Source organism: Arthrobacter sp. Bz4, from assembly GCF_003075455.1.
Lineage (GTDB): Bacteria > Actinomycetota > Actinomycetes > Actinomycetales > Micrococcaceae > Arthrobacter_D.
On sequence record NZ_QDAE01000007.1, the window covers coordinates 50143 to 65029 of the forward strand.

Annotated in this window: 12 protein-coding genes; 2 read left to right on the forward strand and 10 right to left on the reverse strand. The window is 63.6% G+C overall.

Annotation, left to right across the window (positions count from 1 at the left end):
• The 6 genes from DDA93_RS07585 to DDA93_RS07610 form a co-directional block, all read right to left on the reverse strand.
• Nucleotides 1-684 (reverse strand): PspA/IM30 family protein, encoded by a 684-nt coding sequence (locus DDA93_RS07585; protein WP_116778417.1) that lies wholly within the window; start codon nt 682-684, stop codon nt 1-3.
• 20 nt (nt 685-704) lie between these two features.
• Nucleotides 705-1304: a hypothetical protein gene (locus DDA93_RS07590; protein WP_116778418.1), complete on the reverse strand. Its 600-nt coding sequence runs from the start codon at nt 1302-1304 to the stop codon at nt 705-707.
• Between the two features lie 55 nt (nt 1305-1359).
• Complete coding sequence (locus DDA93_RS07595) at nt 1360-3231, reverse strand: glycoside hydrolase family 13 protein (RefSeq protein WP_243400552.1); 1872 nt, start codon at nt 3229-3231, stop codon at nt 1360-1362.
• 3 nt (nt 3232-3234) lie between these two features.
• Nucleotides 3235-4176 (reverse strand): sugar ABC transporter permease, encoded by a 942-nt coding sequence (locus DDA93_RS07600; RefSeq protein ID WP_019482210.1) that lies wholly within the window; start codon nt 4174-4176, stop codon nt 3235-3237.
• Entirely contained in the window at nt 4176-5774 is a 1599-nt protein-coding gene (locus DDA93_RS07605) for an ABC transporter permease subunit (protein WP_116778420.1), read from the reverse strand. Before DDA93_RS07605 ends, DDA93_RS07600 begins: the two co-directional genes overlap by 1 nt.
• Nucleotides 5775-5923: 149 nt before the next feature.
• Nucleotides 5924-7222, reverse strand: coding sequence for a maltose ABC transporter substrate-binding protein (locus DDA93_RS07610; protein ID WP_019482212.1), 1299 nt, complete (start codon nt 7220-7222; stop codon nt 5924-5926).
• Nucleotides 7223-7477: 255 nt separating this feature from the next.
• Between DDA93_RS07610 and DDA93_RS07615 the strand changes: the two genes are divergently transcribed.
• Nucleotides 7478-9268: a glycoside hydrolase family 13 protein gene (locus DDA93_RS07615; RefSeq protein ID WP_116778421.1), complete on the forward strand. Its 1791-nt coding sequence runs from the start codon at nt 7478-7480 to the stop codon at nt 9266-9268.
• Between the two features lie 57 nt (nt 9269-9325).
• Nucleotides 9326-10339, forward strand: a complete 1014-nt coding sequence (locus tag DDA93_RS07620; RefSeq protein ID WP_116778422.1) for a LacI family DNA-binding transcriptional regulator — start codon at nt 9326-9328, stop codon at nt 10337-10339.
• A gap of 12 nt (nt 10340-10351) precedes the next feature.
• Here DDA93_RS07620 and DDA93_RS07625 read toward each other — a convergent pair whose 3' ends face one another.
• The 4 genes from DDA93_RS07625 to dnaK form a co-directional block, all read right to left on the reverse strand.
• The gene (locus DDA93_RS07625; protein ID WP_019482215.1) at nt 10352-10765 is read right to left on the reverse strand and encodes a helix-turn-helix transcriptional regulator; all 414 of its coding nucleotides are present in this window, start codon (nt 10763-10765) and stop codon (nt 10352-10354) included.
• 29 nt (nt 10766-10794) lie between these two features.
• Complete coding sequence (locus DDA93_RS07630) at nt 10795-11823, reverse strand: DnaJ C-terminal domain-containing protein (protein WP_019482216.1); 1029 nt, start codon at nt 11821-11823, stop codon at nt 10795-10797.
• Between the two features lie 154 nt (nt 11824-11977).
• A complete protein-coding gene (gene grpE, locus DDA93_RS07635; protein WP_116778423.1) occupies nt 11978-12685 on the reverse strand; it encodes a nucleotide exchange factor GrpE in 708 nt (235 codons plus the stop codon).
• A 2-nt stretch (nt 12686-12687) separates the two neighbouring features.
• On the reverse strand, nt 12688-14586 hold the full coding sequence (dnaK, locus tag DDA93_RS07640; RefSeq protein ID WP_019482218.1) for a molecular chaperone DnaK: 1899 nt from the start codon (nt 14584-14586) through the stop codon (nt 12688-12690).
• Between the last annotated feature and the right edge of the window lie 301 nt (nt 14587-14887).

A 14887-nucleotide genomic window follows, 5' to 3' on the forward strand; every position in this document is an offset into this window, starting at 1 on the left:
CTAGTCGCGGGGGTGGTGGTTCTTCAGACGGTCCAGTTCCCGTTCGGTGGCCGAGCTGGCTTCGAGTTCCTCGAAGGCTTCTTCCACCCGCCGCGAGTTGGGGTCCGTCCAGGACAGCTCGTCGTGGGCGGCGGCCCGCGCCTGGACGCGTCGCGCTTCCAGCTCGGCCTGTCGAGCTGCGGCTTCGGCTCCCGCCGCTGCCTGCCCGGACCCGGCAAGTGCGTCCTGCATGCCAAGTTCGGCCTGGGCGGCACCGTGGCGGGCCTTCAGCGTCTGGTAGCGGATGCCGTTGTCTTCCACCCGGGTTTCGAGCCGCTGGAGGTTGGAGTCGAGCTGGCGCACCTGGGTGTCGAGATCATCCCGCTGACGGGTGAGGGTTTCGAGGCGCTTGGTGACGGCGAGACTTCGCCGCAGTGCCGCCCGGGCGGCGTCGTCGTCGCCCGCGTTGACCGCGCTGGACGCGCGGCGCTCAAGCTGGTCGAGCTCCGCCCGCGCTTCGCCCGCGAGCAGTTCAAGGCGGTGACGGTTGGCGGCCAGATCAGCAACACTGCGGCGGGCCTGATCCACCAGGTCGAGCTGCTGCCGGTGCGCTTGTTCAACGGTCTGGATGGGGTCGGTGGGCTTCTCCTTGGCAGCGGTCCGGTTGGCCCGGACGATGCGGGAAATGCGGCGGCCAATTGACATGGTGGTGGTTCCCTCAGCCTCTACTGGATTTGGTCGGGGGTGCCGTAGGACTTGCTCCACGCCTGCAGCACATTGATTTCGCGTGTGAGGTGGGTGCTGGCCCGCTGAATTTCGTTGGCACCGGTGGGCTGGCCCGCCTGCATCAACGACCGGCGGAGGTCAGCGGAGAGAGTGCCGTAGGACTGGACCTGCTCCCCAATCCGGCCGGCCAGATCCCGTTTGAGCTGCCGGTCGGGTTCGCGCTCGGCCATTCGCAGCTGGTTCTCGAGTGCCCGCTCCGCACGGAATAGGTCCTCGGCAACGATGGGAAGTTCACCGATCGGGCCGCCGCTCCCGGCTGCAGCATCGAGGGCCCGGCGGGTCGCCTGACCGGAGCGCCGCAGGTCCAGACGCAGCCGCGCGATCCGGCGGACGCCGTCGTCGACAGCGTAGGAACGGGCGGTGAGCACCCCGTTCGAGAAGCCGCGCTGCACCACACCGGAGCGACGGAGCCGCCGGACAATGATCCAGGTGGCGAGGGCCATGCCGAGGCCGATCACCAGCAGCGTCGCCCCACCGATCAGGAGCAGCTGCACGAGCGTTTCACCGAAGTCACCGGCGTCGGAGAACTGTTGAGGCATACCCCCAGTCTGCACCGTAACGGCAAGGGTTTCCAGCGGGGCGCCAGATGTACGCTCAGGGCAGGACCAGCCCTGGGAAGCGCCAGACCTGAACGCTAGGGCCCCTGCCCGAGAGCACTAGCATCTGATCTGCCAGCACTCCGGTTGCGTCCGGCCACCCCAGGGCAACCTGTTCGGCGTCGGACCACAACCCCGGCAGGAGACCCAGCGGAATCGTGACAGAGTCGTAGTCCGCCCTCGCCGCTACGATCACGAAGCATTCATGCTCATGCTCCCGGGCGAGCGCAACCACGTCCCGCGCAACAGCTAGCCAGCGCACCGTGCCCTCCAGGAGCGCCGGAGACCCCGCCCGCAGCGAGGCTAGCACTGCAATGAGGGCGCGCAGATCATCGGGCCGGTCGGCGGATCCTTGCCACGGCATTGGCGTACGGGAATCCTCGCCGTTGCTGCCGCGCAGCCCAAATTCATCGCCGGCGAAAAGAGTGGGCAGGCCAGGTAGCAGGAACACCAGGGCCATACCGACGGCGGGGCCGCCCTTGATCATCACGGTTCCTGCCCGTGCCGTGTCATGGGTGTTCAACGCGCTCATATTCTGGGTTCGTGCACGCCAGGAGAAGCCTGCAGAGAGGGCGAGGTGCGTCGCCACAAAACCATGACCGTCGATGCGCGGAATGCCGGTGATAGGGGTTCCGAAGAAGTTGGCTACCGCATCTTCACGTGCAAGCCACTGCCACAGTGGCCTGGTGAAATTGGAGTAGGTCATGGCTCCGTCCCACGCCTGGCTGGTCAGATTCTCGGTGGCATCCCCGGTGGATTCAGCGAGGAGCAGCAGTCCCGGTCGCACATCGTCCATGGTGGCCCGGATCAGCGCGGCGATCTGATGGTTCATGTCCACGTCTGAGTTGCGTCCCATCATGTTGGCCACGTCGATCCGCCACCCGTCCAGATTGAACGGCGGCAATAGCCATTTCGCCACCACCGAGTCCGTTCCCTCAATGAAGCGCCTGCGCAGCTCCTGGGAGGCCCAGTTCAGTTTGGGCAGACTCGGCACGCCGAACCAGCAGGCGTAGCCGGCGGATTCCTCGTCGAAGTAGTAGAAGCTGGCCTCGGCGCTTGTCGGATCGGCGCGTGCCTTCTGGAACCACTCGTGTGCGTCACCGGTGTGGTTGGCCGTCAGGTCACCGATCACTGCGATGTTGCGGGCGTGGGCTGCTTCCACCAACCGGATCAGGGCGTCATCCCCGCCCAGGAGGGGATCGACGACGTCGAAGGTTGTTGCGTCATAGCGGTGGTTGGAGCGCGCAGGAAAGAAGGGAGTCAGATACAGGATCGTGACACCAAGATCGACGAGGTGGTCGAGCTTTTCGGTAATCCCGTCAAGGTCCCCCCCGTAGATCTGCCGCGGGGTGAGCTCCCCTCGGGGCTCAACCGGGTCTTCCCAGGCACATGCTACGGCCCAGCCGGGGAGGTCCGCTGGGTGCTGCGTCTCTGACCTGGCGAAACGATCAGGGAAGACCTGGTAGACCACCCCGCCCCGGGCCCACTCAGCTGGGGCCGGCCGGCAATGGATGACGAAATCGTCCCGGTCTGGGGTGTCCCAGGGGGATGCGCCGGTGGCGGTCAACCAGGACCAGCTGGGGCCTTGGGCCTCAGCCCCCTTGAGCAGGAAGCGGTACCTCAGTGTCGGATTGACCACTGTGACGTCTGCCTCCCACCAGGACCAGCCGTCGACGCTCGGGAGGCTTCGGGCCTGGTCATAATGTGGTTCACCGTCCCTCAACGACCGAAGGAATACCCTGCGCGGTGTCCCCCAGCGCGCGGGAACCCGCAGCCGCAGGGCAAGGACATCGCCTACTACCGGTGACTGATTCCTGACGTATTGTGGCGAACCGTCGTGGTGGGGCGAGCTCAGGGTTGCATCTTGCACGGCTCAGCCCTTGACTGAACCGGCCACGAGACCGTTGGTGATGTATTTCTGCAGGAACAGGAACAGTGCCATCACCGGAACAGCGGCGAGGACGGCGCCCGCGGCGAAGACCCCCCAGTTCTCGGATCGCTGCTGCGCTACATAGGAGTAGAGGCCCACGGCGAGGGTCTGGGAGTCCGGGTCGGTCAGGACGACGCTGGCAATAACGAATTCGCTGCTCAACCCGATGAAGGCAAGCAGACCAACCACCGCGAGGATGGGCGTCACCAGCGGGAGGATGATGGTGAAAAAGACCTGGACGTGGCTTGCTCCGTCGATCCTGGCTGCCTCATCGAGCGACTTGGGCACCGTGTTGAAGAACCCGTACATGAGGTAGGTGTTAACCCCCAGGGCCCCGCCGAGGTAGACCATGATGAGTCCGAGTTGGCTGCCGAGGCCCAGCCACGGCACGATATCCGTAATGGCATTGAGCATCAGGAAAATGGCGACCACAGCAAGCAGCTGGGGGAACATTTGCAGGATCAACAGGGTAAGCAGGCTGATCCTGCGCCCGGTGAACCGCATGCGGCTGAACGCGTAGGCAGCGAGCGCCCCCAGGAAAACTGTCGCAGCGGACGTGACCACACCGATGACCATCGTGTTGATGAACCACCGGCCAAACGGCCGGCTCGGGTTGGTGAACAGCGCTTCGAAGTTGCCGCCGTCAATCTGGCTGAACAGGGCGTTGGAACCGACCATCGTTCCGTTCGAGTTGAGGGCCGCTGAAAGGACATAGATCAGAGGGAACACGGCAAAGAGGGTGGTCACCACACCCACCACATGCCGCCACCCTTTATGCCTGAACCATTGGCTGAAGGTGCGCTGGCGACGCTCGGGGATCTTGCCCGTGGATTGCGGGTGGGGTTCGGCGACGGCGGTCGCCCGGGGCTCGGTGAATGCAGTCATCAGTTGATGTCCTCCAGTGCCTTGGTCTGCCGGAAGCTGATGGCCGAGACCACGGCGACGATGATGAAGATGATGATGGATAGGGCGCTGGCCAGGCCATAGTCACGGCCCACCCCGGTGCCGAAGGCGATTTCGTAGACCATCGTGATGAGGATGTCCGTGTGCCCGATGTTTGCCGTCGTGTTGCCGAAGCGGGGCCCGCCGTCGGTCAGCATGTAGATGACGTTGAAGTTGTTGAAATTAAAAGCGAAGCTCGCGATCAGCAGCGGCGCCACCGAGACGAGCAGCAGCGGCAATTTGATGGCGGTGAAGGTCCTCCAGGCCGTGGCGCCGTCCATGCGGGCCGCCTCGTTGACCTCCTCGGGCAAGGATTGCAGGGCGCCCGTGCACACCAGGAACATGTAGGGGAAACCGAGCCACAGGTTGACGACGAGCACACTGACCTTCGCCAGCAACGGATCGGTCAGCCACGGAATGTCCGCTCCCCCAAAGAAGGTGTTATTGACGAAACCAAATTCCGGATTGAGCAGTCCGGACCAGACGAGACCGGCGAGGAAAGCCGGAAAGGCATACGGAAGGATCATCAGGATGCGATAGACCCGCTTGCCGCGGAGGTCGGGAAGATTGAACGCGTTGGCGAGGAATAGCCCCAGTGCGAAGGTGGAGAGAACTGAGACGATCGCGAAGGTGAAGGTCCAGAGAACCACCTGCAGCAGCGGTCCCCTGATGTTCTGGTCGGAGAAGGCCTTGGCGAAGTTGTCGAACCCGACGTTCACTTTCCACCCAGTACTGAGCTGCTCACCGTCGGCCGAGGTGAACGAGCCCTCGCCCGAATCGGTGTAGGTGGCTCCGGTTTCGAGGTTGGTGAACGTGCTGGTCGCCTCATCAAAGCTGAGCGAGGGACGGTAGACGTAGGCGCTCGATCCATCGCTTGTCTTTAGGCTGCCGTCCTCGGGGTCGTCTGAGAAAGGGACGGTGACGGCCAGGATATCGGCCTGGTTCGTGAGGATCTCAGCGAAGCCCAGTGTCCGGTACCCCTCCAGTTCCACTGCCCTGCCCGTCGAGTCCGTGACGGCCTCGCTCGCGTCTTCGAGCGGCGAACCAGTGGTGCCAACTGACACGTCGCCGTCGGGATCGGTGGCGAGGAGGTGGAGTTCGCCGTTGCGCTCCAGGATGGAGACGCGGTAGGCAGGCGAATCCGGCACCCGTTGCTGCGCCGACAACTGGATGGCGCTCACGGCGTCGGCTTTGGTGCTGTTGTGCCCGTCGCCGTAGTTGGTGAACGCGACGTACCCGCTGTAGAGCATCACAAACACCTGGAAGAGGACCAGGAAGAAGATGCCCGGTGCGAGGTACTTTGCCGGCAGTCCACCCTTCCTGAGATAGATCCAGTTGATGAGCAGTGTCACCGACGCGGCGACGATCAGGATTAGCCACTTCTCCTGAAAGAAGAGGGTAATCATGACGTACACGGCAAAAGCATCCACCAGGCCAAGTAGCGTGATTTTGACCAGCAGCCCAAAGGTGGAATCTGCGGTCGAGCCGGGCTTCTTCCGGGGCCGCGTTGTGGACCGGTCGGGAGGGGCAAGGGTAGACATCGAAAAGGCTTTCGTTGGTAGGCCGAGGGCGGCCGCTGCGGTGAGGTTATCCGCCGCGGACCGGGGAAGGGCACCGGCCCGCGGCGAAGAGGTTGCTGCCGGAGCAGCCAGGGGTGGCGCCCGCCCAAGGAAGGACGGGCGCCGGGTTGTTACTGCCCTGCGATCTTCTCTTCGATGTTGCTGACCATGGTGGTCCAGGCAGCCTCAGGATCGCTGCTGCCCTTGATCAGGGCGAGCTCGGTTGCTCCCCAGTCAGCCCAGACGGCCTGCATTTCTGGCAGCGCTGGCATAGGCACACCATTGGCTCCGATCTCGCCGAATGCTGCAACGATCGGATCCGAGGACGCCTTGTCGAAGCTGGCGTTGAGGGCCGGTGGGCGCCCCCCAACGGCGTACATCGCGTCCTGTGCTTCCTCGGTGCTGAGATAGTTGACGGCAAACTCATTCGCCGCGAGCGCGTTGGCGCTCTTCGAGGAAATGAAGAATCCGTTGACACCGATGAAAGGCTGCGCGTCTTCCTCCCCGACGGTGGGAAGGTTGTCGACAGCGATGTTCAACCCTGCGGCCTGGGCATCCGGCACGTTCCAGGGACCGGTCAGGAAGTAGGGCGACTCGCCCGCGTTGAATTTCTCCTTCGCGATATCGCCGGTGATGTTCGAGTTGATGATCTTCGACCCTTCGTCACCCCATTCGACGAGCTTCTTCGCGAACTCGACGCCGTTGGGCTCGCCCAGCAGCAGTTCGTCCGCGTTGTAGCTGCCATCGTCGTTCTGGCCGAAGACGGGGACCCCCATCGAGGTCTGCAGCGGGTACAGGTGATACGGATCGCCCTGCTTGGGATCCATGCCCACCAGGAAGGGGTATTCGGCGTCGCCCGCGGCGACGGCGGCCTCGCCGTTCGCGATGACCTCGTCAAAGGTGGTTGCTGCCTCGGGTACCAGGTCGGTGTTGCGCAGCAGCGCAATGTTCTCCAGCGCGTAGGGGACGCCGTAGACGCTGCCGTCGTAGGTCATCGCCTGGATGGCGGATTCCTGGAACTCCGCCGCCTTGTCACCAAGCTCCACCGGCGCCACCACGCCGTTCTGAACGAAAGTGCCCAACCAGTCATGTGGACCCACGATCAGGTCTGGACCCTTGCCGGTGGGCACCTGGGTGATGAAGTCATCACGTACTGCGGCGAAGTCCTTGACCGCGAGTTTCACTTCGATCCCAGTGTCCTCTTTAAAGGAAGCGGTGATCTCCTCAAGGGCGGGTGCTCGCTCCGCGTCAACCCACATGGTGAGCGTCGTGGCGCCCCCCTCTGAGAGGTTTTCCGCGGCGGGGGTGCTGCTGGTGCCGGCTGACTCGGATGCTCCTCCGCCACAGGCGGTGAGGGCCAGGACTGCAACGGACAGTAGTCCGGTGAATAGGGTGTGCCGACGCATCGGCTGGGTGGATCGCACCTTCATTGGTGTACCTTTCGTGAACGTCATCGGTCAGTGCCCGGCCATCGGAGCGGTACGTCCGCTCACCGGGAAACGTCTATGCCACAACCCGCCCGATCGGACCGATCGTGATAAGAGTCACAACTGTAAACGCTTGCACAAAATATTCCAACTGTCAGAAAAAACTGGTTGAAAATTCGCCCTCAAACCGGCATGCGGCAAGCTAGCCCAAGGCAAGCGCTTCCACTTTTAGTTGATTTGCGGTCTAAGATAGTCGGCATGCCTGAGATTGTTCCCGTCCTGAGCGGCGATCACCTGTCCTCGCCTGCCTCCTTCCACGACCCATTGCACGCCGCGTGGGGGGATGCCGAGTGGTGGCGCTCATCTGTCATCTACCAGGTCTACCCGCGCTCGTTCCGGGACTCGAACGGCGATGGTACGGGGGACCTTCCTGGCGTCCTGGCCGAATTGGACCATTTGGCAGAGCTCAGCGTCGACGCTGTTTGGCTATCCCCGTTCTACCCCTCTCCCCACCGCGACGGCGGCTACGACGTCGCAGACTATTGCGATGTCGACCCGATGTTTGGCACGCTAGCCGACTTTGACGCCCTTGTTGCAGGGGCGGACCGCCTTGGGATTCGGATTATCGTCGACCTCGTACCCAACCATTGCTCAAGTGAGCACGCGCTGTTTCAGGCCGCGCTGGCTGCCCCCGAGGGTTCGCCTGAGCGGTCCATGTTCATTTTCAGTGATGGCCGGGGCGCCGGCGGCGACGAGCCCCCCAACAACTGGCAGTCCCATTTCGGCGGCCCTGCGTGGACGCGCGTTACTGCTCCTGATGGCTCCCCCGGCCAGTGGTATCTTCACCTCTTCGATTCCTCCCAGCCCGACTTCAATTGGGACAACCCAGCCGTGCGGGAGGAGTTCGAGCGAGTCCTCCGTTTCTGGCTTGATCGCGGGGTGTCCGGGTTCCGCGTGGACGTAGCGCACGCCCTCATCAAGGCCAAAGGCCTGCCGGACTGGGGCGGCCGTGCCGACGGCGGATCCACGGAGGGCTTCCCTGGTTCGGATGCGCCCATGTTCGGGCAGGAGGAGGTCCATGCAATTTATCGTCGGTGGCGTGGCATCCTCGACGAATACGACGGAGACCGAATCCTTTGTGCCGAGGCGTCGATCGACCCCCTGCCCCGCCTGACCGACTGGGTGCGCCCGGACGAGATGCACCAGGCCTTCAACTTCGCATACCTTCATCACCCCTGGGACGCGCATTCCCTCCGCCATGTGATCTCGACTTCGCTGACCGCTTTCGACGCAGTCGACGCGCCCACCACCTGGGTGTTGAGCAATCACGACGTCGTCCGGCACGCAAGCCGCTTCGGCCTCCCCGAGGGCGCTCCCCGTGGTGGTGACGGAATCGGCAGGTTCGACGCGCAGCCCGACACCGCGATAGGACTGGCCCGGGCCCGGGCTGCTTCCCTCGCGATGTTCGCCCTGCCGGGGGGCATTTATCTTTACCAGGGCGAGGAACTTGGCCTGCCCGACCACACTGCAATGCCTGACGATGCTCGCAAGGACCCGACCTTCGGCCGAACCGAAGGGGAGCGACTCGGCCGTGACGGCTGCCGGGTTCCGTTGCCGTGGCTCGCCGATACGCCCACGTTTGGTTTTGCGGCGAACCACAGCGGCGCACCCCATGAGACGCCGACCCCCTGGTTGCCACAACCAGAGGGGTGGTCTGGCTACGCCCGCGACCGTCAGACGGAGGATCCCTCCTCAACGCTGTCCCTGTATCGGACCGCCCTCCAGCTTCGACGGGATTTGCGGCTCGGTGCCGGATCCCTGAGCTGGTCCCGCGAGTACGAAACGACCGACGCCGTTGCGTTCCTCAACGGCGAAGTGCTGGTGGTTCTCAACATGGGTGAATTCGCCATCCCGCTTCCGCCGGGCGCTATCATCGTCTCCAGCACGCCGGAAGAAATGGAAGCGGGGGAAACCCGAATGCTCCCACCCAATGCCTGCGTCTGGCTGATCCACTCCACGGATAGCGCTTTCGTGGCGACTCCGGAATGATCGAAGGAGGCACAGTCCAGCCGGAGTGCACCGCATGAATTTTGGGAGGGAGACACCATGGCCGGCATCAAGGATGTCGCCCAGCTCGCCGGGGTCTCCACCGCGACCGTATCCCGAGCGCTCAGCGGCAAGGGGCAGGTATCGGAGCGAAGCCGGGCGCGGGTTCTGCGGGCCGCAAAGGAACTGGGCTTCGTGGTGAGTTCGACTGCGTCCTCGCTAGCCTCGGGCCGTCACCGCAATGTGGGAGTCGTCGTGCCGTCGGTCGCCCGTTGGTACTATTCCCAGATCGTCGACAGCGTCGCGGCATCGTTGCTCGAGGCTGGGTATGACCTCACGCTTTATAACCTGAACGAGAACGCCGACCACCGCGAACGCGTCCTCACCGACTTTCTTCTCCGCCAGCGGTGTGACGGGGTGATCCCCGTTTCGCTTGAACTTCGCCGCGACGAACTGGATCAGCTCCTCGCCGTAGGAAAACCAGTAGTCGGCATTGGCGGGCCGCTTCCCGGGGCCGAGACCTTCAGCGTCGATGATGGTGAAATCGCCCGACTCGCCACAGAGCATCTCATCAGCCTTGGGCACCGGCGAATTGCCCACCTCGGTGGTGCCGATGCATTTGAAAATGATTTCCGGATTTCCGGCACCCGTCGGAACGGGTATGAGTCGGCCATGAGGAACGCAAACCTGGACATCCTCGACTCCTGGCGCGTCGACGCCGACTTCACCATTCAGGGCGGTCTAGCACAGGCGAAACAGCTCCTGGGCTATCCTCGCGATACTCCTTCGGCGGTCTTCTGCGCGTCAGACGAGATGGCGATAGGCACCATCCTCGCGGCGCGCGAGCTGGGACTTCGCGTCCCCGAAGACATTTCAGTGATCGGGATTGATGGGCATGAACTCGGGGAAGCTCTCGGGCTGACCACGGTGGCCCAATTCCCGCGGGAACAGGGGCAGCGCGCCGTCGAGCGCCTCCTGGCGATTCTGCAGGACCCGGCAGCCTATTCTTCTACCAATCACGTCGCTCGAACAGCGCTCGTTATCCGATCAAGTACAGCCGCGCCGGCACTGTAGCCCGTACCGCGGTTACGGGCGCCACACGACCATCGCCTGACTCCGCGGTCGGGGGCGCTGACCGCGGGAGAGGGTAACGACGTCGCCTGCGAGTCCGGCGGCAAACACCCTGCTTGAGTCAGGCTGACGACGGCGGGACGCCAGTTCGTCGGTCAGCTCCTGAACCCGGTATTGCAGGGCGGCGACCTGATTCTCGAGCTGCAGGATCCGTCGGATACCCTCCAGCGACACCCCCTCCTGGGAAAGCCGCTGCACCTCGCGGAGAGTGGTCACGTCCCGCTGCGAGTAGCGGCGGGCGCGGCCGGGAGCCCGGCTGGGTGTCACCAGCCCGAGCCGGTCATACTGCCGGAGGGTTTGCGGGTGCATGTCCGCCAGTTCTGCGGCGACGGAGATCACGTAGATGGGCAGGCTTGCGTCGATTGCCATCGTGACCTCCTTTCGATGCTGCGTGGGCTTTAGAGTTTCGCTTTGGCGGCGAGGCCCGCTCGCGGGTCGGCGTCGACGGTCGCGGCGGCAAACGCCTCGACCGCAGCCTCTGCGTCCTTGTTCAGTTTTTGCGGGACGACAACGTCGATGGTTACCAGCAAGTCACCGGTCGCCTTTGCTGTGGACACCCCACGCCCCTTGACGCGCAGGGTCCGTCCGGACGGCGTACCGGCGGGGACTTTGACCTTGACCGTGTCACCGGTCAGCGTGGGGACATCGATATGCGCACCCATTGCAGCCTCCGGGAAGGACACCGGCACGTGGACGCGGATGTTGTCGCCGTCGCGCTGGAAGAATGGATGCGGTTTCACGCTTACGCTGACCATCAGGTCGCCATTTCCTGCGGCGCCGGCCTGGCCCTTGCCCCGGACGCGGACCTTTTGTCCGTCCTTGATGCCGGCGGGCACCCGAACATCGATGACTTCACCGGAGGGCTCACGCAATCCGATGGTGGTGCCGTTAATGGAACCGGCGAAAGAAATACTGGTGGTCGCCGTACGGTCGGCGCCTTTACGCGGGGTCGGCTGGTAGCCTCCGGGGAACCCACCGCCGCCCTGGCCGAAGCCGCCTCCCCCGCCCTGGCCGAACAGGTCGGCGAACTCGGGTGGAAGGTTGCCGTAGCTGGCGCCTCCGCCACCGCCGGGGCGTTGGCGTCCGGGCCTGGGCTGTCCGGCACCCTGACCGAAGAGGTTGCCGAAGATATCTTCGAAGCCAGCGCCGCCGGCTCCCCCACCGGGACCACCGGCGGTAAAGCGTGCGCCGCCGCCCATGGCACGGATGGCGTCATACTGCTGACGGTCCTCAGGATCGGACAATACCGAGTACGCCTCGGAAATGTCCTTGAACATCTTGTCCGACCCGCCGGTTGCCTGATTCTGGTCCGGATGGTGCTTGCGTGCCAACTTCCGGTACGACTTCTTGATGTCGGCAGCTGTTGCATCTTTGGGGACACCGAGAATTTTATAGAAATCCTTGTCGACCCAATCCTGACTAGCCAATTGGCGTCCCCTTTCGTATATGAATTCAAAGCATAGGTGAGTAGCGATGGAGCCGGAGCAGTGTCCGACCCGGCGGCTTTAATATTTCAAACGAGCTCTGCGAGCGAGGAAATTTCGTTGCCGCCGGTCGGGCACTGCTCCGGCTTGCCAGGCGCTACTCGGGCACTGCGACGATAACTTGGGCTGCCCGCAGGACGCGGTCGCCCTTCTTGTAACCTGCCCGCAGGATCTGGCTGACGCTGTCGAACTGTACGTCGGCACTGGGCTGCTGGATCAGAGCCTCGTGGATGTTCGGGTCGAACTCCACTCCGGTCTCGTCGATCCGGCTTAGGCCGTAGGTCTTCAGCGCGTTTTCCAATTTGGTGGAGATCGCAGCGAAAGGTCCGTCGGCCAGGTCGCCGTGCTGGCGAGCGGCGTCGATGTCGTCCAGGACGGGCATCAGCGAGTTCAACACTCCGATGACTGCCATGTCCCGGGCCACGTCCCGGTCACGCTCGACGCGCTTCCGGTAGTTGACGTACTCGGCCGAGAGGCGTTGCAGGTCGGTACGCAGCTCGGCTTCCACAGCTGAGGCCGATCCGGCGGCGGGTTCGGTGAACCCCTCACCGTCGATCCCGTTGAGGATTGCCTCGGCCTGGGCCAGCGCATCGCTACCATCAGCGGCCTGCTCCCCGGCGTCGGCTTCCTCAACGGGATCCTGAACGGAGTCCGGGGTCACAGGCTGGTCGGTGTGACCAGCCTGTGCGCCGTCGTCGTCCTGCTGCTGCCCACGGACCTTACCTGTCTCGGGGTCGATCTTCCGGTTATCGCGGAAGCTGACCGGTTCGGACTGGTGCTCTTCTTCGTTTCCGTGGTGCGGCATGACTACTTCTTTTCGGTGTTGTCGTCTTCGTCGACTACCTCGGCGTCGACGATGTCCTCGTCGTTCGAGGACGAGCCAGCGTCAGGCGCCGTTCCATCCTGAGGTGCGTCGGCGCCTGGCGCGGCGGCGTCCTGCTGTGCCGCTGCGTAGATTGCCTCGCCGAGCTTGGTCTGTGACGCCTGAAGCTTCTCAAACGCTGCCTTGACCGTGTCAGCCGATCCGGCTTCCTCAGGGTTGGCTTCGAGTGCCTTCTTCAGTTCGTCGACGTCGGCCTGAACCTCGGTCTTGACATCCTCGGGCAGCTTGTCCGAGTTGTCGGCGATCAGCTTGTCGACCGAGTAGGCCAACTGCTCAGCACCGTTGCGGGTGTCGGCTGCTTCGCGGCGTTCCTTGTCCTCGGCTGCGTGCTCCTCGGCTTCGCGGACCATACGGTCGATGTCTTCCTTCGACAGCGCGGTGCCGCCGGTGATGGTCATCGACTGCTCGGCGCCGGTGCCCTTGTCCTTGGCGGACACGTGGACGATACCGTTGGCGTCGAGGTCGAAGGTGACCTCAACCTGTGGCACGCCGCGGGGGGCGGGAGCGATTCCGGTCAGTTCGAAGGTACCCAGTGGCTTGTTGTCCCGGGTGAACTCGCGCTCGCCCTGGAAGACCTGGATAGCAACCGATGGCTGGTTGTCGTCGGCGGTGGTGAAGGTTTCGCTGCGCTTGGTGGGGATGGCCGTGTTGCGCTCGATCAGCTTGGTCATCATGCCGCCCTTGGTCTCGATCCCGAGGGACAGAGGGGTGACGTCGATGAGCAGCACGTCCTTACGCTCACCCTTCAGCACGCCTGCCTGGAGTGCGGCGCCGACGGCGACGACCTCATCAGGGTTGACGCCCTTGTTGGGCTCCTTGCCACCGGCGAGTGACTTCACCAGTTCGACGACGGCTGGCATGCGGGTTGAGCCACCGACGAGCACGATGTGGTCGATGTCGGCAACCTTGATGCCTGCTTCAGCGATGACGTCGTTGAATGGCTTCTTGGTGCGGTCCAGCAGGTCCTTGGTGAGGTCCTGGAACTTGGCACGGGAGAGGTGCTCGTCCAGGTGGACGGGGCCGTCTGGGGTGACCGAAAGGTACTGGAGGGAGATGTTGGTGGAGCTTGCCGAGGAGAGTTCCTTCTTGGCCTGCTCTGCCGCTTCCTTCAGGCGCTGCAAGGCGATTTTGTCCTTGGACAGGTCAACACCCTTGGCTTTGGCCTGCGACAGCAGGTAGTCAACCACGCGCTGATCCCAGTCGTCGCCGCCGAGGCGGTTGTCACCGGAGGTGGAGCGTACCTGAATGGTGGAGAAGTCGTCTTCATCCTTGCCGACCTCGAGCAGGGAGACGTCAAATGTGCCGCCACCCAGGTCGAAGACCAGGATGAGCTCGTCTTCCTTGCCCTTGTCCAGGCCGTACGCCAGTGCTGCAGCGGTTGGCTCGTTGACAATACGCAGGACGTTCAGGCCTGCGATTTCGCCTGCTTCCTTGGTGGCCTGGCGCTCGGCGTCGTTGAAGTAGGCGGGAACGGTGACGACAGCGTCGGTCACCTTTTCACCCAGGTAGCTTTCGGCGTCGGTCTTCAGCTTCTGAAGGATGCGCGCGGAAATTTCCTGAGCCGTGTAGTTCTTATCGTCGACCTTGACGTTCCAGTCGGTGCCCATGTGGCGCTTGACGGAAGCAATGGTGCGGTCGATGTTGTTGACGGCCTGGCGCTTGGCGATTTCGCCAACCAACACTTCCCCGCCCTTGGAGAACGCAACGATCGAGGGCGTAGTCCGTGCGCCTTCAGCGTTGGCGATAACGGTGGGCTCGCCACCTTCGAGTACGGAAACCACTGAGTTGGTGGTTCCGAGGTCAATACCTACTGCACGTGACATGCGTATTTCCTTTCAACAGCCCGTAATGAGGGGAATCGCTCAGCCCGTAGCCTGGCGAGTATTCGCCTGAAAGCCGGATCTTGAGCGTTCTTCACTCAACTGTACTCCGAGGCCGCAGAGAGTCAAATCTAAGTTGAGTGGGATAGGCTCAACCTTGCGTGCGGAGGCGCATTGAGTCGCCGAACTCCGCGGCGGTGGAGGGCATCAGTGGTTGTTCAGCCGTGAGAGAACGGGCCTTGGTCTGGTGCCGCGCCCCCAAACGGAGCCACCGTCTTTAGGGGCGTCGGGTGGCTCCGTTCAG